Source organism: Bradyrhizobium diazoefficiens (assembly GCF_016616885.1).
Classification (GTDB): domain Bacteria; phylum Pseudomonadota; class Alphaproteobacteria; order Rhizobiales; family Xanthobacteraceae; genus Bradyrhizobium; species Bradyrhizobium diazoefficiens_F.
The window spans coordinates 7059266-7080045 of sequence record NZ_CP067102.1; the positions used below are offsets into that span (position 1 = coordinate 7059266).

Here is a 20780-nt window from a genome sequence, read left to right on the forward strand (position 1 = left end):
ACCCTACGATACTTACGATTGCGTAACCTTGTCGGTTATGTGATCCGGCCGCTCGTTCACAGGTGGAATTTAACTCTCCCCTGGCTGTTCTCCTCAGTGAACTGGTACAACGAATCATGGCCGCCACCGCCCTGTCACGATTGCCCGAACTCGTCCGCTCGACCAGCGCGCGGCAGGTGCGGCTGGTCTGCGGCGTCATCCTGTTCTCTTACGTGGTCAGCCATTTCCTCAACCATGCGCTCGGCAATATCTCCGTCGATGCCATGCAGATCGGGGTCTATTACCACACGTCGTTCTGGCAGTTCCTCCCCGTCGCGATCGTGTTCTATGGCGCAGCCCTCACCCATATGGGGCTTGGCATCTATGCGCTGTACCAGCGCCGCCAATTCCGCTGGAAGACGATCGAGCCGCTGCAGCTCGTGCTGGGGCTGAGCATCCCGGCGCTGGTGATGGCGCATGTGATCGGCGTGCGGCTCGCCCAGACGCTGTACGGGCATGAGAAGCTGTATCCGCAGGAACTCTATCTGTTCTTTGTCGTGTCATCCAACCGCCTCTGGACGATGACGATCCTGCTCATCGTCGCCTGGGTGCACGGCTGTATCGGCATCTATTTCTGGCTCCGGCTCAAACCGTTCTTCATCCGTGCGGCGCCGTACCTGCTGGCGGCAGCCGTGCTGATCCCGACGCTGGCGCTGCTCGGCATCTACCAGGGCGGCCGCAGCGTCGCCGCCGAGAGCGAGGACGGCGAGTGGCGCACGCATAATTTCACGCAGCGTCAGGTCGGCACGGTCGCGGAAGCCGATACACTCGACCGTATCACCGGCGCCCTGACCATCAGCTATGTCGGCCTGCTCGGACTGGTGCTGCTCGGGCGCGGCGTGCGCGGCTGGCGCGAGCGGCGCGGCGGCATGATCGCGCTGTCCTACGGCAACGGCAAGACGGTGCGCGTGCCCAAGGGCCTCTCCGTGCTGGAAGCGAGCCTTCGCCACAACGTGCCGCATGCCAGCGTCTGCGGCGGCCGCGCCCGCTGCTCGACCTGCCGCATCCGCATCATCGGCGACCACGGCACCTTGCCCGAGCCGTCACAGCGCGAGGCCTTCGTGCTGGCCCGCGTCGGCACCGCCGATCCCTCGATCCGGCTTGCCTGCCAGCTGCGGCCGAACTCCGACCTCTCCTTCTTCCAGCTGTTCATGCCGCACATGCTGTCGGCCAACGCGCATGCGTCCGCGCCGGCCAGAATCGGCCAGGAGCGCTATCTCGTCAGCCTGTTCGTGGACATGCGCGGCTCGACGCAGTTGGCCGAGAAGCGGCTGCCGTTCGATACCGTCTTCATCGTCAATCGCTTCCTCGGCGCGGTGTCGCAGGCCGTGATCGAGAATGGCGGCCAGCCGAACCAGTTCGTCGGTGACGGCATGCTGGCGCTGTTCGGCCTCACCAGCGATCCGCAAGCCGCCTGCCGGCAGGCCCTGAAGGCGGTGGCAGCCATCGCGACCCATGTGGACGAGCTCAACGAGCTGCTGAGCCACGATCTGCGCCAGCCGATCCGCTTCGGCATCGGTGTCCACGGCGGCGAGGTCATCATCGGCGACATTGGCTACCGCGACCACATCGTCTTCACCGCGCTCGGCGACGCCGTGAACGTCGCGGCCCGGCTTCAGGACATGACCAAGACGCTGGCCTGCGAGGCGATCGTCTCCGAGGAGGTCAGCCGCACCGCCGGCCTTCACGACGATGCCCTGCCGAAGCAGGAGGTCGCGATCCGCGGCCGCGACGAGCCGATGGTGGTGCGCGTCGTTGCGGACACCAGGGCATTGTCGGCTCTCATTGCCGGCGGCGAGCGCGTCGCGGCGTAAGGCGCGAACCGCGCGGGAAGTGCGCTCCCTCGCCCGCTTGCGGGTGTTCAGACCGGGGACATGGTGGAGAGGGTTGGGGAGAGGGTGTCTCCGCAACGGGGACAATCCCCAGGAGGCGAGAGCCCTCACCCGCGCCTTCGGCATAGCCGAGTCGAAGACTCGGCGTCCCCTAGGAGGACGGCCGCCGAAGGCGGCCTATGCTCTCCCGCAAGCGGGAGAGGTGCAGCACCAACACCGGCGTGTTGCAGCGCAACGGCATGGGCTTGCTGCGAAAGCACGAATTGACTTCACGTGAGTCGTTGCGACAGATGAGCGCGAGTCTTGCGGTGATGACCGCAAGCCAACGGAAAGCTCCGGGAGGAGACCAGAATGTTCGACCGACGCGACATGCTCAAAGGAGCGGGCCTTGCCGCACTGGCGGCCACAGTGAATTCCACCAAAGCGCTGGCACTCGACACCGTTACACTCCCCTTCGCCAATGGCGAGCGGCCGCTGGTAAAATATCCGCAGAAGCGGCCGATGATCGGCCTGACCAGCCGGCCGCCGCAGCTCGAGACGCCCTTTGCAGTGTTCAATGACGGCCCGATCACGCCGAACAACGCTTTCTTCGTGCGTTATCACCTCGCCGACCTCCCCTACAATCTCGACCCCGACAAGTTCACGCTCGACATCAAGGGCAAGGTCGACAAGCCGCTGAAGCTGTCGCTCAAGGACATCCGCAAGATGAAGGCGACCGAGATCGTCGCCGTCAACCAGTGCTCCGGCAACAGCCGCGGATTCTCGGAGCCGCGCGTCGCCGGCGGCCAGCTCGCCAATGGCGCGATGGGCAATGCGCGCTGGCGCGGTGTGCCGCTGAAGGCCGTGCTGGAGATGGCGGGCGTACAGACCGGCGCCAGGCAGGTCACCTTCAACGGCATGGACGGCCCGGTCAGCGACAAGACGCCCGATTTCATCAAGGCGCTCGATATCGATCACGCCACCGACGGCGAGGTGATGCTGGCCTACGGCATGAACGGCGACGATTTGCCGTTCCTCAACGGCTTCCCGCTGCGTCTGGTCGTGCCCGGCTATTACGGCACCTACTGGGTCAAGCACCTCAACGAGATCACCGTCGTCGACACTGTCTATGACGGCTTCTGGATGAAGTCGGCCTATCGCATTCCGGACACGCCGAACAATGCGGTCGAGCCCGGCACCGCGCCGAAGGCGACGATCCCGATCAACCGCTTCACCATCCGCTCCTTCATCACCAGCGTGGCCGACGGCGCCAAGCTGAAGGCCGGACCCACAACGCTGCGCGGCATAGCCTTCGACGGCGGCAAGGGCATCAAGGACGTCTCGGTCTCCACCGATGGTGGCAAGACCTGGACCACCGCCAGGCTCGGCAAGGATCTCGGCAACTACTCGTTCCGCGAATGGAAGCTGCCGGTGAAGCTTGCCGCGGGCCAGGTCGAGCTCAAGGTGCGCGCCACCAGCAATTCCGGCGAGACGCAGCCGGAGACGCCGCGCTGGAACCCGGCGGGTTATTTGCGCAACGTCGTCGAAACCGTCCGCGTCAGCGTCGCCTGAGGAGAATGATCATGCAGCGCACCGTTCTCCTTGCCATCGCGCTTACCGTCGCCGCCGCGGTGGGTTCGGCGCTGGCAGCGCCGGTCAATTACAAGACGCCGGATGAGGTCGGAGCTTTCAACCCCGGGCCCAATCTCGAGGTGGTTCAGGGCAATTGCGCCGCCTGCCACTCGTCCGACTACATCGCCACGCAGCCGCCGATGAAGGACAAGAAAGGGTTTTGGCAGGCCGAGGTGACCAAGATGATCAAGGTTTATGGCGCGCCGATCGACGATGCCGACGTCGGCAAGATCGTGGACTATCTCGCCGCGACCTACTGACGGAGGGCGTGCTGCGTCCCGGAGAATTGACCGCGAAACGGGCAAAACCGGCAAAAACGCCGCGAAGTTGAGCGAATTTCCGCGAAATGCGGATGTGGTTTGATCTACCAAGCCCGCCACATTCCGCGTATCCTATAGGACCGAACCGGCCGGTTGGCGGGGACTGGCGGTTCGCGATCTCGGAGGAAGACCCGCGGAGAAGACGTGATGGCTAAAGGTACGGTCAAGTGGTTCAATCCGACGAAGGGTTATGGATTTATCCAGCCTGCGTCGGGCGGCAAGGATGTGTTCGTGCATATCTCGGCAGTGCAGAAGGCCGGTCTGTCCTCCCTCAACGAGGGCCAGACGGTTGAGTATGAAGAGATCGCAAACCGGGGCAAGACGTCCGCAGAGAACCTCAAAGTATAAGCCCGCCAGACTTTGCTGCCTCCCGGCTCTGTCCGGGAGTTGGGCCAAAAAAATTTTAGAAGACGATCAGTGCATTCGACGACAGGCGTTGCGACTGCGCGCGGAAACTATTTGCCCATAGAGATCGCCAATCAACGCCGCAGCAGTGACAATCGCGACCGCATTTCGTCAGCCAACCGGCAACGGTGCGTCGCGCTTGATCTCCTCCATCACCGCATAGGTGCGCGTCTCGCGCACACCCGGCATCGACAGCAAGGTCTCGCCGAGGAAGCGCCGATACGCGGTCATGTCGGCCAGCCGCGCCTTCAAGAGATAGTCGAAGCCGCCTGCAACCATGTGACACTCCAGCACTTCGGGCGCGAGTTTCACCGCGCGCGCAAAGCGCTCGAAATTATCAGGCGTGGTCTTGTCGAGCAGCACCTCGACGAACACCAGCAGGCCGAGACCAAGCCGGTGCGGATTGAGCCGCGCACCATAGCCTTCGACAAAGCCCTCGCGCTGCAGGCGCTTCAGCCGCTCGCCGATCGAGGTCGGCGACAGCCCGATGCGCTCGGCCAGCTCGACATTGGCGATTCGCCCATCCTCCTGCAAAATCGAGAGGATTCTCCGGTCCGTTCGATCAAGTTCCATATTTTATACGGTCGATACGTCAATGATCTTCATTTTCTAAGACAAAACGGTTAACTTGTCTATCGAACCACGGTCATGCGGGCTTTATCCTGATTTCAGCCACAGGACACGCCATGCCGAACATCCCGCCTCCCTTCTCCGCCCCCTATGCGCCCGACGATGCCGACATCGCCGCACGGCTCTTTCCTTCGGCGCATCTCGCCCCGCCGCAGGAAGCGCGGATCGACCGCACCGCGACCCGGCTGATCGAGGCGATCCGCAAGCGCGACGACCGGCTTGGCGGGGTCGAGGACATGCTGCGCGAGTTCGCGCTCTCGACCAAGGAAGGCCTTGCGTTGATGGTGCTGGCGGAAGCGCTGTTGCGCGTGCCGGACGCGCGCACCGCCGACCAGTTCATCGAGGACAAGCTCGGCGAAGGCGATTTCATCCATCACGAGACCAAGTCCACGGCGTTCCTCGTCAACGCCTCGGCCTGGGCGCTCGGCCTGTCGGCGCGCGTGATCCAGCCCGGCGAGACGCCCGACGGCACCATCGGCCGTCTGGTGAAGCGGCTGGGCGCGCCCGCCGTACGCACCGCCACGCGCCAGGCGATGCGGCTGATGGGCAATCATTTCGTGCTGGGCGAGACCATCGAGCAGGCGCTTGAGCGGGGCAAGCCGCGCTCCGGCGAGAGGCAGCGCTACTCCTTCGACATGCTCGGCGAAGGCGCGCGCACGGCGGACGACGCCAAGCGCTATTTCGACGCCTATGCCAGCGCGATTTTGACCATCGGCAAGGCGGCGGGCAATCATGCCCTGCCCGATCGGCCGGGCATCTCGGTCAAACTCTCGGCACTGCATCCGCGCTTCGAGGCAATCAGCCGCGCGCGCGTGATGGCTGAGCTCGTTCCGCAACTGCTGGACCTCGCGCAGCGCGCTAGGGCGTATGACCTCAACTTCACCGTCGATGCGGAGGAAGCCGACCGGCTGGAGCTGTCGCTCGACGTGATCGCGGCAACGCTCGCCGATCCCTCGCTCAAAGGCTGGGACGGCTTTGGGCTCGCAATCCAGGCCTATCAGAAGCGCGCGAGCGCGGTGATCGATTACGTCCACGATCTTGCCCGTGCGCACGACCGCAAGCTGATGGTGCGCCTGGTCAAGGGCGCCTATTGGGACACCGAGATCAAGCGCGCGCAGGAGCGCGGGCTCGACGGCTATCCGGTGTTCACGCGCAAGGCGATGACGGATTTGAACTACGTCGCCTGCGCATCAAAACTTCTCGCCTTGCGGCCGCGCATCTTCCCGCAGTTTGCGACCCACAACGCCGTCACCGTCGCGACCGTGCTGGAGCTCGCCGGCGACAGCGGCGGCTTCGAATTCCAGCGCCTGCACGGCATGGGCGAAGCCCTGTACGAGCAGCTCGCCGAGGACCGCCCTGAGATCGCCTACCGCACCTATGCGCCGGTCGGCAGCCATCGCGACCTGCTCGCCTATCTGGTACGGCGTCTCCTGGAGAACGGCGCCAACTCGTCCTTCGTGGCGCAGGCGGCCGACTACCGCGTCCCGGTCCCGGCACTCTTGAAGCGCCCGGTCAATCTCATCGTCCGGCCGGATCACGCGCATCACGCAAAGATCCCGCTGCCGGGCGATTTGTTCGCGCCGGAGCGGCATAATTCGGGCGGGATCGAATTCGGCGAGCGCACGGCGCTCGACCGGCTGCTCACCGACGTCAAGGCCGCGACGCCCGACCTGAATCTGGTCCCGGACGCATCGCCCGAACAGGCGAATGCGGCGATCGCCGCAGCGCGCGCGGGCTTTGCGGCCTGGAGCCGGACGCCGGCGGCAACACGCGCGGCAGCGCTGGAGCAGGCCGCGCATCTCCTGGAGAGCCGAGCTGCGCATTTCATCGCGGCTCTTCAGCGCGAAGGCGGCAAGACGCTCGACGACGCGCTCTCCGAGCTGCGCGAAGCCGCCGATTTCTGCCGCTACTACGCGGCACAAGGCCGAAAGCTGTTCGGCAGCGAGGTCGCGATGCCGGGCCCGACCGGTGAGAGCAACGCGCTTGCCATGCGTGGCCGCGGCGTCTTCGTCGCGATCTCGCCGTGGAATTTTCCGCTGGCGATTTTCCTCGGCCAGGTCACGGCGGCGCTGATGGCCGGCAACAGCGTGGTGGCAAAGCCCGCCGAGCAGACGCCACGCATCGCGCGCGAGGCCATAGCTCTTCTGCATGAGGCCGGCATCCCCGCGAGCGCGCTGCATCTCGTCACAGGCGAGGGCCGCATCGGTGCCGCGCTGACCGCACACCCTGATATCGCCGGCGTCGTCTTCACCGGCTCGACCGAAGTCGCACGTCACGTCAACCGGACGCTCGCCGCCAAGGACGGGCCGATCGTGCCGCTGATCGCGGAGACCGGCGGCATCAACGCCATGATCGCTGATGCCACCGCGCTGCCTGAACAGGTCGCTGACGACGTCGTCACCTCGGCGTTCCGCTCGGCCGGGCAGCGCTGCTCGGCGCTGCGGCTGTTGTTCGTGCAGGAGGACGTCGGCGACCGCATGATCGAGATGATCGCTGGCGCGGCGCGCGAATTGAAGATCGGCGATCCCTCTGATCTCGCGACCCATGTCGGCCCGGTGATCGACGCCGAGGCCAAGCAGCGCCTCGATGCCCACATCGCGCGGATGAAGAAGGAGGCGCGGCTGCACTTTGCGGGCGCAGCTCCAGAGGGCTGCTTCGTCGCGCCCCACATCTTCGAGCTCCGCGACGCGGGCCAGCTCACTGAGGAAGTATTCGGCCCGATCCTGCATGTGGTGCGTTACCGCGCCGAGACCCTCGAGCGCGTGCTGCAAGCGATCGAACGCACCGGCTACGGCCTGACGCTCGGCGTCCACTCCCGCATCGACGACACGGTCGAGGCCATCATCGACCGTGTTCAGGTCGGCAACATCTACGTCAACCGCAACATGATCGGCGCCGTGGTCGGCGTGCAGCCGTTCGGCGGCAACGGCCTGTCCGGAACCGGCCCGAAGGCCGGCGGCCCGCATTACCTCGCGCGCTTCGCCACCGAGCAGACCGTGACCATCAACACCGCGGCAGCCGGCGGCAACGCTGCACTACTCGCAGGCGAGGAATGAGGCTCGGAAGGAGCGTTGCATCCCATCGAAACATCGGTCTAATGCTCCCGTGATCTGCCCGCGCCAATTCCAGCCAGCGGGAAACAACAAGAGCGAGGGAGCAACGCCGCGATGGAAAAAGGCATTTTTGCAGGGCTTAAGGTTCTGGACTGCGCGAGCTTCATCGCGGCGCCCGCGGCTGCCACCGTGCTGTCCGATTTCGGCGCCGATGTCATCAAGATCGAGCCGCCCGGCGCCGGCGACCCCTACCGCAATCTGCCCAACCTGCCCGGCTATCCCACTGGCGAGCACAATTTCGCCTGGCTGCTCGAGGCCCGCAACAAGAAGAGCCTCGCGCTCGACCTCTCCAAGGCCGAGGCGCAGGCCGTGCTCTACAGACTGGTCGAAGAGGCCGACGTCTTCATCACCAACATGCCGCCGCCGGTGCGGACCAAGCTCGGCATCACCTTTGACCATCTCGCCCATCTCAACGACCGGCTGATCTACGCCTCTTTCACCGGCTATGGCGAGAAGGGCGAGGAAGCCAACAAGCCCGGCTTCGACAGCAACGCCTATTGGGCGCGCTCCGGCCTGATGGATCTCGTCCGCGCCGACATCGACACGACCCCGGCACGCTCGGTCGCCGGGATGGGTGACCATCCCTCCGCCATGGCGCTGTACAGCGCGATCGTCACCGCACTGTATCAGCGCGAGAAGACCGGCAAGGGCTCGCATGTCGCCTCCAATCTGATGGCCAACGGCGTGTGGGCTGCGAGCGTGCTGGCGCAGGCAAAGCTCTGCGGCGCCAAGTTCGGCGAGCGGCGCCCGCGCGAGCGCGCGCTCAACGCGGTCGCCAATCACTATCAGTGCAAGGATGGCCGCTGGCTGATCCTGTCACTGCTCAGCGAGGAAAAGCAGTTTCCGACATTGGCGAAGTGCCTCGGCCGCGAAGACCTGATCACCGATCCGCGCTTCGCCACCAAGCCCGACCGTCACGCCCGCTCGATCGAGCTGATCAAGATCTTTGACGAGACCTTCGCCACCAGGGATCTCGTCGAATGGCGCAAGATCCTCGACGGCAACGGACTGGTGTTCGGCATCGTCGGCATTCTCGACGACATCCCGAACGACAAGCAGATGCTCGACAACGAGGTGCTGGTTCCGTTCGAGAACGACACCATGCTCACCATCTCCAGCCCGATCTGGATCGACGGCACCAAGAAGGTGCAACCGCGCAAGCCGCCCGGCGTCGGCGAGCACAGTGACGAGATTTTGCGTGCCGCGGGATACGATGAAGCTGCGATCAAGCAGCTGCGGTCGAAGGGGGCGGTTGGTTAGAGGCGGGCCGCATATTCCTCCGTCGTCCCGGCCTAGTGCGCAATTGCGCACGGGGGGCCGGGACCCATATCCCAGAGAGGGAGTCGTCGCACGAAGCTGGTCACTCCGAGTCTTCGCAAAACGACGTTCGGTGGTTATGGGTCCCGGCCTTCGCCGGGACGACGATGAGTGTGCAGCCGCGCCTCGGCCGCATGGCCGCCCTGCCCGGTTGGAAGCCGGCGTATGAGCTGCTTCCGGGAAAACGGATGACCAACTACGCGAAGTGAGGGTGCCGATTACTTCAGCGCCAGCCAGCCAAGCGTGAACAGGATCCCGCCGATGATGACGACCACCGCGACAGCCCAGGTGCTGACGCGGATGCTGCCGGTGACCTGCTTGGCTTCCTCATTGCGAGCGATCTCGCGATTGCGCTCCTTGTCGGCGTCGCTAGTGTCCGTCATGGATCGTCCAAATCGCTATTTTGCTAACGCGTCTTGATGAAGCACATGCCAATGCGGCGCGAGGCCGCGGCGGCCTGACAGGTGAGACCTTTAGCACAGGTCCATGATGTAAAACTCTTGTCCGGCGTTCCCGATCCCTCGTTTTGTAGGGAACAATGGGCGCCCCAGCCGTCCTGATATTCGGTGCCGGCGAGCTCCCGGCTTCCGCGCGTCTGCGGCCGGCTGGCAAATCCGCGTGAGAAATCAGGGTGCTTGCCGGTGGCGAAGGCGGTCAGGATGTCGCGGCGGCGGAGCTGGTCGCCGACAAAATGCGGCGAGGCCGGCACGATGGTGGAGTTCGATGCCCCGGCCGTCAGCCAGTCCACGCCGGGGAAATGAAAGCCGCCGATGCCGCGGGTCTGGTGACAGCCCGAGCAGGTGACATCGTTGAGGCGGCGCTGGAAGCCCGCGACCGAGCGGATGTTCTCCATGGTGATGCCGCGTGCCGCGGCCTGCTTCAGCGCGCCGACGACGTCGTCGTCGGTAAAGACGGGATCGCTCTTGCCCTCGCCTTTGCCCTCGCCTTCGCCTTCCCCTTGCATCAAGCCGAACTCCGGCTGCAACGATGAGGCGTCGAGGCCCGCAGGTGTCGGCGCCACCGCAGCCTTGGCGAGATACTGCTCCGGGATCAGCACGGTGCCGCGATCGAACTCGCGAAGATTCGCAGGCGTCAGCAGCCAGGCCTTGAAGTCGCGCCGGAGCGCGTCATCGGCGAGGATGCGGTCGCGATCGATCTGGTTCTCCAGCGTCGATTCCTCGAACGTGCTGGTGGCGGCGTCGTATTTGAACACCTTGAGCAGATAGTCGGAGCGGAAATCGTGCAGCGCCGATTTCGCTGCGATCGAGATCTGGATGTTGGTCTCGATGCGATCGATCATCGCATCGTAAGGGGCCGAGCGGCTGCCGATCAGCCCCTGCCAATCACCATTATCAAGCCAGCGCCGCGCCACCTCGGCGCAGGTGACAGGCTTACCACTGCCATCCGTCTGTGCATCGCGAGCTTTCATCACGAGATTGAACGTCATCGGCAGGCGCGTCGCGACGTTGCTGCCGTCCGGTCTGGTCTCGAACCGCGCAAGGCGATAGATCAGCCGGATCTCGCCGCAGGACTCTTCCGAGACATAGGCGCGATCCATGCGGTTGACGATGCCGGCCAGCACGAAGCGCGTCTCGGCGGATTTCAGATTGGCGCGATCGAACAGCTGGACGTCGAAACCTTTGCCGCCGCCGATGGTCTCGCTTGGCGCGACCGCCTTGTGCTGCGCGATGTAGCGATCGAACTCCGCATCGATCGCCGGCGGAATCGCCTTCAGCTGCGGCAGCGAAGCGAACAGCAGATCGCTGGTCAGCGGAACATTCGCGTTCCGCTCCGGCTGCAGCAGGCGGGAAATCGACAGAGCATCGCTCTGGTCGAGCTTGCGGAGGAGATCGGGATCGGTGATCGCGGTGCCGCGTGCGAGCGGCGCGTTCTCCGCTGCCGAGAGCGACATGACGCTGCCAAACAGCAGAATGGCAGCCAGAAGGATTTGGGCAGCCAGGAGAATTCGCAGCGCGCGCCTCATGCCTCCACTAACACCGCGCATGGCAGCCTATTCAAGTAAAAGGGCGCTTCACGTGGTGGTGAAGCGCCTCTTTGAAAAGTCGGATCGGACGCTTAGCGCGCGACGATCAGGCCCTTGCCGGTGACGACCACCCAGCGGCCGTCCTGGCGACGGATCGCATCGACGCGGCCGATTCCGGGGATGGGATCGCCGGCATAGACCTCGTACAGACCTCCGCGGCCCTCGATCAGCGCGCCGCCATTGGCGACGTCACGCAGCCTCCAGCCTTCGATCGTCGGCAGACGGCCGACCTCGGTCTTGGGCGCGGCGGGTGCGGGAGCCGGCGCAGCAGCAGCGGTCGCAACCTGGGTCGGAGCCGGCGCGATCGAGCCGGTGGTCTCCTTCGCGGGCACCGCGGCGACGGCCTGCGTGGGGGCTGCCGGCGGTGTGGCACGGAGCTTGTCGACGGTCTCGGACAGCTTGGCGAGCTTGGCCATCGGTTCGGCCTGCGCCTTCTCGAGCTTGTCGAGACGGTCGTTGGCCCGGTTGAACTGGCTGACGCCGGTCTTCGAGGCGTGCTCGACATTGGCCTTGAGCGCGACGATGTCGGCGTCGATCCGGGAGACGGACGCATCCAGCGCACTGGTATCGGCGACCTGCGCCGGCGCCGGGTTGGCGAAATGCATCATGCCGGCGGTCGCGAGCGCGCCGCTGATGGCGCCGACGCAGGCCGCGATCGCCACCACCGCGGCCATCGCCGACAGGCGGCGCTTGCTGCCGGTGTCACGCACCTCGTCCGTCTTCACATGCGGGGCAAACTCTTCGCGGTCCCAGGACCGTTCCGAGGGCGCCATGACGATCAGCTTACCGGGTTTGGGCTCGGGCTTGGTCTCGGCCTGAGGTGCTGCGTTGATCTTGGGGACCTCGATCCTTGAAGCCTCGATCCCTAAAGCCTCCATCCTTGGCGGCTCGACCTTCGGAGCGTCCGCTTTGGGCGGCGTCTCATGGTCGGGGGCGATCGAGGGGGCCTCGATGCCGGCGGCAGCCTCGACGGCCTGCGGCGCGGTTGCGGCGGCGTCGGCGGCATCACTCCGGTCGCCAGTCTCTTGGCCGGCCAGTTCGGGCATTGCTTCGCTCACGGCTCAAATACTCCAGTCTTGGTTGACTTTTTGGTAACTTTCATTGCTTGCGAATTCCTTACCTCGGGACCCGCTTACCGAAATTTTAGGAACTCGTCCGAGGCCGAATTGGGTCGGGAAAGTGGAACCGGCGTGGCGCCGGGCAACAAATTGTCAGCGGATGCTGCCCTGCGGTAGGCCGCGCGCCTTAGCCGAAGGGGTTGTTTGCCCGTTATTGTTCCCCGGCTAACATGGGCCGTCCCGTCAGCCAGAAGGCGTTTGGGGGTGCCATGACGATCGAGAAATGCATCAACGCGTTTGCCATCGATGACGTCATCTTCGAGGAGGGCTCGACCGGGCGCGAGCTGTTCGTCGTGCTCGAGGGCGAGGTCGAGATCGCCAAGGTCGACGGCGCGCGCAAGACCAGCATCATCAAGCTCGGCAAGGGCGAGTTCTTCGGCGAGATGGCCGTGATCGACGGCTCAGCCCGCTCGGCGACGGCGATCGCGTCGGCGCCGAATACGCGCGTGATGCGGATCAACCACGCCCGCTTCGTCTATCTCGTCAGCCAGCAACCGGCGTTCGCGCTGATGGTGATGGACGCGCTGTCGAAACGCCTGCGTGCTTCCAACGCGGTCACCTACCGGGCGGCGCAATCATGAGCGAGCGTAAGCCGACGGCATTCCCGACCCTGATGAAGAACGACACCTGTTCGCTGATCCAGGCGGCCGATGACGTCTACCAGATCCGCTTCTCCAACCGCGCGGCGAATGCCTATCTGGTGCGCGGCTCCGCGCGCACCATCCTGATCGATGTCGGCCTGTCCTCGAACTATCCGGCCATGGTCGAATGCCTGAATTTCGTCGACTGCCCGCCCGAGAAGATCGACATGGTGGTGCTGAGCCACGAGCATCTCGACCATATCGGCGCGTCCTGGCACTTCAACGAGCGCCGCACCTACGTTGCCGCCCATCGGCTTGCCGCCAACAAGATCATGCTGCGCGATGACTTTTCCATGCTGCGCAAGATGTTCAACGAGCCGAACGTGCCGATCAATGTCGACATCTGGCTCGAGGAAGGCAATCTGATCGACCTCGGCAATTTCCGCCTCAACGTGATGTACACGCCGGGCCACACCTCGGCCTGCATCACGCTGTTCGACCAGGACAAGGGCCTGTTGTTTGCCGCAGATACGCTGATGCCCGGCGGCGTAATGGGCGGCGTATTCGGCTCCGGCAGCATCTCCGACTACATCCAGTCCCTGGAGCGCATCAAGGGGCTGAACACCAAGATCCTGCTGTCCGGGCACGGACGGCTGTCGGACACGCCGCAAGACGACGTGCGCATTGCGATTGCGCGGTCGCACGGCCTGCTGGAAGACACCGCGCAATTGTTCGACGCGCTGGACGCAAGGTCGAACTTCGAGCCGATCATGCAGTCGGTGCGGGATCTGAACAAGCTGGATGATTGAAGACGCGCACTTACTTCAATCCGTCATCCTGAGGTGCGAGTGGCGCGGTGCGTCGCGCCGCGCCGGGAGCCTCGAAGGATGGGCGGCCGCGCTGCCGCAGCCGGGCCGTCGCCCTTCGAGGGCCGCCGAAGAGGCGGCCGCCTCAGGGTGACGGTGAGAGAGTGTCAGCAATTCCTCACATCACCACCGGCCTGTCCGGCAACTCGTTCGGATGCGCACTGCCTGGCGGGAAATGCTTGGCGAGCTCTCGCGACACCGCCGCGATGCCGTCGATCACGCCGCGCTCGAACTGGCCGGCGCTGAACTCGGCCTCCATCGCGCGGCAGATGTTCTCCCAGCCGGCAGCGCCGACCTTCGCATCGATGCCGCGATCTGCGATGATCTCGACGTCGCGGTCGGCGAGCAGCAGGTAGATCAGCACGCCATTGTTGTGCGCGGTGTCCCAGATCCGCAAATGCGAAAACACATCGAGCGCGCGCTCGCGGGCATGCTGATTGCGAAACAGCGGACGACCATCGAGCGCGCCTTCGACGACGAAGCGGACCTGGCCCGAATGCGTCGTTTCGCTTTGCCTGATCGCCTGCTCGATACGGTCGAGCACGCTTTGCGGAAACGCCTGCCTGGCGCGCCAATGGTGCTGGAGCAGATGCCGGGTGATACGCCCAATGCTCATGACTACCAGCTCCCCGAGGCGCCGCCGCCACCAAAGCTGCCGCCGCCCCCGCTGAAGCTGCCGCTGTCACTGGACGATGATCCGCTGCTCCAGCTGCCTCCCGACGAGGAACCGCTCGACCACGACCCGCCGCGCGACGACCCCGTGGATGCCGGAAACAGATCGGCGATGAAGGACAGGACAAAACCGATGATCCCGGCGAGCAAGGCTAACGCACCGGATCCGATGATGAGCAACGCCAGGAGGCCGATCACGCTGCCGGTCGCGACCGAGCCCAGCAATCGCCCCAGCAGCGCGCGCAGGAAGCCGCCGACGACGAGCGAGGCAAACAGGACGACCGGGGCGAGCGGCCCGATCCCGTCCAGATTGGCAAAATTCACGCTGCGTGAAGGAACCGGCAACGGCTCGCCATCGATAACCCGCATCATCCGCTCGGCGCCCGCCGAGATGCCGCCGGCGAAGTCACCCTCGCGAAACTTTGGCGTGATGACCTCGTCGATGATCCGCCGCGAGGTGACGTCAGTGAGCGCGCCTTCGAGACCGTAGCCAACCTCGATGCGCAGATGCCGGTCGTTTTTGGCTACCACCAGGATCGCGCCGTCGTCGACCTTCTTGCGGCCGATCTTCCAGGCCTCCGCGACACGGATCGAGAATTGCTCGATCGTCTCCGGGTCTGTCGTCGGCACGATCAGCACGGCAATCTGGCTGCCCTTCTTTGCTTCGAAGTCGCTGAGCTTCCGGCTCAACGACGCAATGTCACCACTCGATAGCGTGCCGGTCCGGTCGACCACGCGGCCGGTGAGCTGCGGGATTGCGACGTCGGCTGAGGCGGGGACGACGAAGGCGAGGAAGAGCACTGCAGCAACGATGGTTGCGCGCCACACACTCAGTGTCATCGCCCGGCTTGACCGGGCGATCCAGTACTCCAGGGACGCCAGCGGATTGCCGAGAAGCCGCGGCGTACTGGATTCCCCGCTTACCGCCTGCGCTAACGCTTCGGCGCGCCCAAGACCGAAACCTCGGCGAAGCCTTGGCGTAGCCGGGTCGCGGGGAATGACAGCGGTGGGTGGGGTGAAGCCCATTGGCAAAACGGCGCGCGCTTACTTCGACGGCGCGGGCGCTGGATTGAAATCGACCTTCGGCGCGGTCGAGATTTCCTTCTCGTTCTCGACCGAAAAATTCGGCTTCTCCTTGTAGCCGAACATCATTGCGGTGAGGTTGTTCGGGAACGATCGGACGGTGACGTTATAATCCTGCACCGCCTTGATATAGCGGTTGCGCGCCACGGTGATGCGGTTTTCGGTGCCCTCCAACTGCGACATCAAATCCTTGAACAGAGCGTCCGACTTGAGCTGCGGATAGTTTTCCGTGACCACGAGGAGCCGCGACAATGCGCTGGAGAGCTCGCCTTGCGCCGCCTGGAATTTCTGGAAGGCGGCGGGATCATTCAGCACCTCGGGCGTCGCCTGGATGCTGCCGACCTTGGCGCGGGCATTGGTGACGCCGAGCAGCACGTCCTTTTCCTGCTGCGCAAAGCCCTTCACCGAGTTGACCAGATTGGGCACGAGATCGGCGCGGCGCTGATACTGGTTCACCACCTCGGACCAGTTCGCCTTGATCTGCTCATCCTCGCTCTGGATCGCGTTGTAGCCGCAATTGGTGAGGCTGAGCGAGGCCAGCGCCGCCAGCACGGTCAGGATCTTGCGCATCAAATTTCTCCCGGTGGAATCGGGCGCAAGCTACCAGATTGCGCATACACGACGCCAGATGTCCGGACGGCGCGAAGGCGGAAGCGCGATCGGGGCCACAACTCCCTCAGCGGTCATTGCGAGGAGCCCTTGCGACGAAGCAATCCAGTATCTTTCCGCGGAGGGAATCTGGATTGCTTCGCTGCGCTCGCAATGACGGCGCACTTGAAAGTGCTTAGCCCGCCACCTTCGCGTCCTTGATCGCCTTCCAGATCTTCTGCGGCGTCAGGGGTGTGTTGAGCTGGGTGATGCCGAGCTCGGCGAGCGCGTCCATCACGCCGTTGGTGACGCAAGGAGGACCGCCGATGGCGCCGGACTCCCCGCAGCCTTTGGCGCCGAGCGGATTGGTGCGGCAGGGCGCGGAATCATCCAGCGTCACCATGATCGGCGGGACGTCGTCAGCGCGCGGGATGCAGTAATCCTGGTAGCTCGCGGTCAGCAGCTGGCCATCGGCGTCATACGACACGCCTTCATAGAGCGCCTGGCCGATGCCCTGCGCGACGCCACCATGGATCTGCCCCGTCACCAGCATCGGGTTCACGGCGACGCCGACGTCGTCGACGGTGGTGTAGCGCACGACCTTGGACACGCCGGTCTCAGGATCGATCTCGACCTCGCAAATATGCGTGCCATTCGGCCAGCTGGGACCATCGACCTCGCCTTCGGAATCGACGCTGAGCTTTGCGCCGGTCTCCTTCTCGGCGATGTCGAACAGGCTGATGCAGCGGTCGGTGCCGACCACTGTGAGCATGCCGCCCTGGTATTCGATGTCCTCGACCGAGGTCTCGAGCACATTCGCCGCCTTCTCGCGGGCCTTCTGGATCAAATCGTTGGAGGAAACCGCGACCGCAGTGCCGCCGACGAACAGCGAGCGCGAGCCGACGCTGCCAAACCCCATCGCCAGATCGGTGTCGCCCTGGACGACGTCGATCTTGTCCATGGCAATGCCGAGTGTATCGGAGATCATCTGGGTGTAGGTGGTCTGCAGCCCCTGCCCCATCGCCATGGTGCCGGAGTGCAGGATGACGCGTCCTTCCGAGGTCGCGTGCAGGCTGACCTTCTCGGTATGGGCACGGCCGCCGGTCCATTCGATGTAGGAGGTCAGGCCGCGGCCGTAGAGCAGGCCCTTCTTCTTCGCGGCCTTCTGGCGCGCGGCAAAGCCGTCCCAGTCGGCGAGTTTGACAGCGCGATCGAGCATGTGGGCGAAGGCGCCGGAGTCGTACACCTGACCGGCGGCGTTGGTGTAGGGCAGTTGCGCCGGCTTGATGTAGTTCGCTTTGCGGATCGCGCGCGGATCCATGCCGATTTTTCGCGCGGCGGCGTCAAAGAGGCGCTCGACGATGAAGACGGCCTCGGGACGGCCAGCACCGCGATAGGCGCCGACCGGTGCGGTGTGGGTCATCACCGACTTCACTTCGAAATGCACCAGCGGCAGGTCGTAGACACCGGTCTGCACGAACGGCCCGAGCACCAGCGGAATGATATTGGCCGCCCCCGAGGAATAGGCGCCGGTGCAGCCGATCGAGGTGACGCGATAGGCCAGCACCTTGCCGTTCTCGTCCAGCGCGAAGGACGCTGTCGAGGTGAGATCGCGGCCGTGGGTGCCGCCGACGAATTCGTCGGTGCGGTCGCCGCGCCAGCGGATCTTCCTGTTCAGCTTGGTCGCGACGTAAGCGACGATGCCGTCTTCCGGATAGAGGTTGGTCTTCTGGCCAAAGCCGCCGCCGATGTCGCCGACCAGCACGCGCACGCTGTCCTTGGGACGCTTGAGCACGGCTTCCGCCAGCACATCACGGGTCGAGGCCGGCGTCTGCGACTGCACGTGCAGGAGGAGACGGCCGGTCTTCTTGTCGATCTCAGCAATGGTCGAGCGCGGCTCCATCGCAGAGGGCACAAGGCGCTGGCTAACGAGATCGAGCTCGACGGTATGCGCGGCCTTGGCGAAAGCCTCGTCCACCTTGGCCGCATCGCCATAGCTCATTGCACCGACGATGTTATCGGGGGCGCCCGGCCATACCACGGGCGCGCCGGGTTTTACGGCTTCGACGGGATCGACCACCGCGGGCTGCACGTCATACTCGACCACGATCGCCTCGGCTGCGCTCTGGGCCTCAGCGCGTGACGAGGCGACCACCGAAGCTACCGCCTCGCCGGTGTAACGCACGACCTCATGGGCGAGCAGCCGCCGCGGCGGCACCGTCATCGGCTTGCCGTCGGGGCGCTTGAAGATGCTCAGGGTCGGGATGGTGCCGACGTCGTCCTTGATCAGATCGGCGCCGGTATAGATCGCGGTGACGCCGGGCATCGATGCCGCCGCGCTGGTGTCGATCGAGACGATCTTCGCGTGCGCATGGGGCGAGCGCAGCACGTGCAACCACAGCGCGCCCTCCTCCGGCTTGTCGTCGATGAATTGCCCCTTCCCGGTAAGCAGCCGCTGGTCTTCCAAACGCTTGACGGGCTGGCCCGCTCCGAAACGCAAATTGCCGGGAAGAATGTTCATTCCGCTGGGTCCTCGGGGTCTCTTGAAATTCGGGCTGCCTTTTAGCGGATCGATCGGATGCGTACTAGCCGCGGTTTTGGGCGGCCGGACCACGGATTTGTCATGCCAATCGAAGGATCGTCATTCCGGGGCGATGCGCAGCATCGAACTCGGAATCTCGAGATTCCGGGTTCGCCCTTCGGGCGCCCCGGAATGACGATCACGTCAGCTCCCTGAGCGCCGCTTCCACGACCTTGCGCGCATCGGCCGACAGTGCGGCCTGCGGCGGGACGGGATCGCCGACGTCGTAGCCCTGGATCGCGAGCCCGGCCTTGATGCAGGCTGCGAGATTGAAGCGGGCGAAGGCCTCGTTGATCCGCCACAGCCTGCGCTGGAGCACCATGGCCTCGTCCCAGCGACCGGCCTTGCAGAGGTCGTAGAGCGCGACGCTCTGGCGCGGGATGATGCAGGCCGGTCCCGCCATCCAGCCGAGGCCACCGATCAGCATCACCGCGGCCGGGATGTGGGCGGAGGCCGAGAACACGCGCAAGCGATCGCCGCAGCGGTTCATGATCGAGAGCAGCCGCCCGGTGTTGGTCGAGGCATCCTTGATATAGCCGATGCGCGGATGCTCGGCGAGGCGCGCGATGACATCGAGGGTCAGGTCCGAGCGCTGGAATTGCGGATTGGTGTAGATGACGACGGGAATGTCCACTGCGTCCGCGATGCTGCGGAAATAGGATTCGACCTGGGCCTCAGTGAGCGGGAAATACGCCTCAAGGATCGCCAGAATGCCATTGGCACCGAGCTTTTGATAGGCCTTCGCCTGCGCCACCGAGTCTGCCGTCGAGGTCGACGCGACGCCCGCTACTACAGTCACGCGACCCTTCGCGGCCTCGATCGTGGTCTGCACGATCGCCATGCGCTGCGCGGCGTTGAGATAGGCGAACTCGCCGGTCGAGCCGAGCGGCGTCAGCCCGTGCACGCCGGCGCCGATCAAATCGTCGCAGAGCTTTGCGAGCACGTCCGTCCGCACCGTGCCGTCGGCATCGACGGGCGAGACGAGATAGGGAAAGACGCCGCGAAGATCGGTCATGTCGGGAATAAAGTCCGGGAAGCTCGAGTCTTGTTCGGCAAGCGTGCGATCCAGCGCGTGCTATCACGGGCCCCTATTGCCAGCAAGCCACCTGCCTTCGACGAGCATATTCGTGGTTTTGGAAATTGTCCTGCAACGTTGGCGGGCTTCGTTGCGTTGCGCCAGCCTCCTCGCCGCCGCGCTATGCCCTGGCATGGCCGAGGCCGGTGAATGCCCATCGCCGCAATCGGAGATCGCCACCGATCGTCCTGATGTGACCAATTCCAGCCTGGTCGCGCCTGCGGGCAGCATCCAGATCGAGAACGGCGTCAACACATCCGGCCAGGGCGCCGGCAAGAGCTTCGACAGCAGCAACAGCCGTCTCCGCTTCGGCGTCGCACCCTGCCTCGAAGTGCTGGTCGACGTGCCGAGCTATGTCGGGAGGCTGACCGGCACGGTCGACACCGGTTTCACCAACGTCAGCCCCGGCGTGAAATGGCAGGTCAGTGGGCTGCCTGAGCCCGCGAACCTCTCGGTGGTGTTCGGCGTCGGCCTGCCGACCGGCGCGCCGGCGATCACCGGCGCAGGCTTTCAGCCGTATCTGCAGTTTCCCTGGTCCTACGAGCTCGGCGGCGGCTGGGGCATCAGCGGCATGTTCACGAGCTTCTTCCGCCCATCGGATCTTGCCAACCGCCAGACCAGCGAGGCGACCTTCGTGATCGAACGGAAGGTCAGCGAGAAGCTCGCGCTGTTCGCCGAATATGTCGGCGACTATCCCTCGCGCGGCGCGAGCACGGCGCTGCTCAATGTCGGCGGCGGCTATCTCTTGAACCGGACCGAGCAGGTCGATTTTCACCTGGCCTTCGGCCTCAACCGGAATTCGCCGGACTACATCATCGGCTTCGGCTATTCCTACCGCTGGGACAACGTCCTCGGCACGGCGGCGAGACCGGCGCTCCGGCATTGACGGGAATGAACCGTTTTAG

18 protein-coding genes are annotated in these 20780 nt (G+C 64.8%); 9 read left to right on the forward strand and 9 right to left on the reverse strand.

All coding sequences use genetic code 11. The annotated features are described in order from the left end of the window. The first annotated feature begins 116 nt into the window (after nucleotides 1–116). The 4 genes from JJC00_RS32830 (at nucleotide 117) to JJC00_RS32845 (ending at nucleotide 4150) form a co-directional block, all read left to right on the forward strand. The gene (locus tag JJC00_RS32830; protein WP_200469913.1) at nucleotides 117–1853 is read left to right on the forward strand and encodes an adenylate/guanylate cyclase domain-containing protein; all 1737 of its coding nucleotides are present in this window, start codon (nucleotides 117–119) and stop codon (nucleotides 1851–1853) included. 369 nt (nucleotides 1854–2222) lie between these two features. Next, on the forward strand, nucleotides 2223–3422 hold the full coding sequence (locus JJC00_RS32835; protein ID WP_200469914.1) for a molybdopterin-dependent oxidoreductase: 1200 nt from the start codon (nucleotides 2223–2225) through the stop codon (nucleotides 3420–3422). An 11-nt stretch (nucleotides 3423–3433) separates the two neighbouring features. Continuing rightward, complete coding sequence (locus JJC00_RS32840) at nucleotides 3434–3742, forward strand: cytochrome c (RefSeq protein WP_200469915.1); 309 nt, start codon at nucleotides 3434–3436, stop codon at nucleotides 3740–3742. 207 nt (nucleotides 3743–3949) lie between these two features. After that, the gene (locus JJC00_RS32845) at nucleotides 3950–4150 is read left to right on the forward strand and encodes a cold-shock protein (RefSeq protein WP_008134691.1); all 201 of its coding nucleotides are present in this window, start codon (nucleotides 3950–3952) and stop codon (nucleotides 4148–4150) included. 168 nt (nucleotides 4151–4318) lie between these two features. Here the strand turns inward: JJC00_RS32845 and JJC00_RS32850 are convergent, their stop codons facing one another. After that, on the reverse strand, nucleotides 4319–4780 hold the full coding sequence (locus JJC00_RS32850; RefSeq protein ID WP_200469916.1) for an Lrp/AsnC ligand binding domain-containing protein: 462 nt from the start codon (nucleotides 4778–4780) through the stop codon (nucleotides 4319–4321). A 113-nt stretch (nucleotides 4781–4893) separates the two neighbouring features. On the opposite strand from JJC00_RS32850, the gene putA reads away from it, so the two are divergent. Together putA and JJC00_RS32860 are read left to right on the forward strand one after the other, a co-directional pair. Beyond that, the gene (gene putA, locus JJC00_RS32855) at nucleotides 4894–7893 is read left to right on the forward strand and encodes a bifunctional proline dehydrogenase/L-glutamate gamma-semialdehyde dehydrogenase PutA (protein ID WP_200469917.1); all 3000 of its coding nucleotides are present in this window, start codon (nucleotides 4894–4896) and stop codon (nucleotides 7891–7893) included. Between the two features lie 111 nt (nucleotides 7894–8004). Continuing rightward, the gene (locus JJC00_RS32860; protein WP_200469918.1) at nucleotides 8005–9210 is read left to right on the forward strand and encodes a CaiB/BaiF CoA transferase family protein; all 1206 of its coding nucleotides are present in this window, start codon (nucleotides 8005–8007) and stop codon (nucleotides 9208–9210) included. Between the two features lie 275 nt (nucleotides 9211–9485). Here JJC00_RS32860 and JJC00_RS32865 read toward each other — a convergent pair whose 3' ends face one another. The 3 genes from JJC00_RS32865 to JJC00_RS32875 all read right to left on the reverse strand — a co-directional run bounded on the left by JJC00_RS32865 (nucleotide 9486) and on the right by JJC00_RS32875 (nucleotide 12357). After that, a complete protein-coding gene (locus JJC00_RS32865; protein WP_200469919.1) occupies nucleotides 9486–9650 on the reverse strand; it encodes a hypothetical protein in 165 nt (54 codons plus the stop codon). A 23-nt stretch (nucleotides 9651–9673) separates the two neighbouring features. After that, nucleotides 9674–11251, reverse strand: a complete 1578-nt coding sequence (locus JJC00_RS32870) for a hypothetical protein (RefSeq protein WP_200469920.1) — start codon at nucleotides 11249–11251, stop codon at nucleotides 9674–9676. 92 nt (nucleotides 11252–11343) lie between these two features. Continuing rightward, entirely contained in the window at nucleotides 11344–12357 is a 1014-nt protein-coding gene (locus tag JJC00_RS32875) for a hypothetical protein (protein WP_200474310.1), read from the reverse strand. Between the two features lie 281 nt (nucleotides 12358–12638). Here JJC00_RS32875 and JJC00_RS32880 point away from each other — a divergent pair, with 281 nt between their 5' ends. Further along, the gene (locus tag JJC00_RS32880; protein WP_200469921.1) at nucleotides 12639–13010 is read left to right on the forward strand and encodes a cyclic nucleotide-binding domain-containing protein; all 372 of its coding nucleotides are present in this window, start codon (nucleotides 12639–12641) and stop codon (nucleotides 13008–13010) included. Beyond that, complete coding sequence (locus JJC00_RS32885) at nucleotides 13007–13819, forward strand: MBL fold metallo-hydrolase (protein ID WP_200469922.1); 813 nt, start codon at nucleotides 13007–13009, stop codon at nucleotides 13817–13819. Before JJC00_RS32880 ends, JJC00_RS32885 begins: the two co-directional genes overlap by 4 nt. 175 nt (nucleotides 13820–13994) lie before the next feature. Here JJC00_RS32885 and JJC00_RS32890 read toward each other — a convergent pair whose 3' ends face one another. The 5 genes from JJC00_RS32890 to JJC00_RS32910 form a co-directional block, all read right to left on the reverse strand. Continuing rightward, a complete protein-coding gene (locus JJC00_RS32890) occupies nucleotides 13995–14492 on the reverse strand; it encodes a TPM domain-containing protein (RefSeq protein WP_200469923.1) in 498 nt (165 codons plus the stop codon). A 2-nt stretch (nucleotides 14493–14494) separates the two neighbouring features. Further along, nucleotides 14495–15388, reverse strand: a complete 894-nt coding sequence (locus tag JJC00_RS32895; RefSeq protein WP_200474311.1) for a TPM domain-containing protein — start codon at nucleotides 15386–15388, stop codon at nucleotides 14495–14497. Nucleotides 15389–15592: 204 nt separating this feature from the next. Continuing rightward, on the reverse strand, nucleotides 15593–16201 hold the full coding sequence (locus JJC00_RS32900) for a LemA family protein (RefSeq protein ID WP_200469924.1): 609 nt from the start codon (nucleotides 16199–16201) through the stop codon (nucleotides 15593–15595). A 214-nt stretch (nucleotides 16202–16415) separates the two neighbouring features. Then, entirely contained in the window at nucleotides 16416–18740 is a 2325-nt protein-coding gene (locus JJC00_RS32905) for a xanthine dehydrogenase family protein molybdopterin-binding subunit (RefSeq protein WP_200469925.1), read from the reverse strand. 199 nt (nucleotides 18741–18939) lie between these two features. Next, a complete protein-coding gene (locus JJC00_RS32910) occupies nucleotides 18940–19815 on the reverse strand; it encodes a dihydrodipicolinate synthase family protein (protein WP_200469926.1) in 876 nt (291 codons plus the stop codon). A gap of 193 nt (nucleotides 19816–20008) precedes the next feature. On the opposite strand from JJC00_RS32910, the gene JJC00_RS32915 reads away from it, so the two are divergent. Then, complete coding sequence (locus tag JJC00_RS32915; RefSeq protein ID WP_200469927.1) at nucleotides 20009–20761, forward strand: transporter; 753 nt, start codon at nucleotides 20009–20011, stop codon at nucleotides 20759–20761. Nucleotides 20762–20780 lie beyond the last annotated feature (19 nt).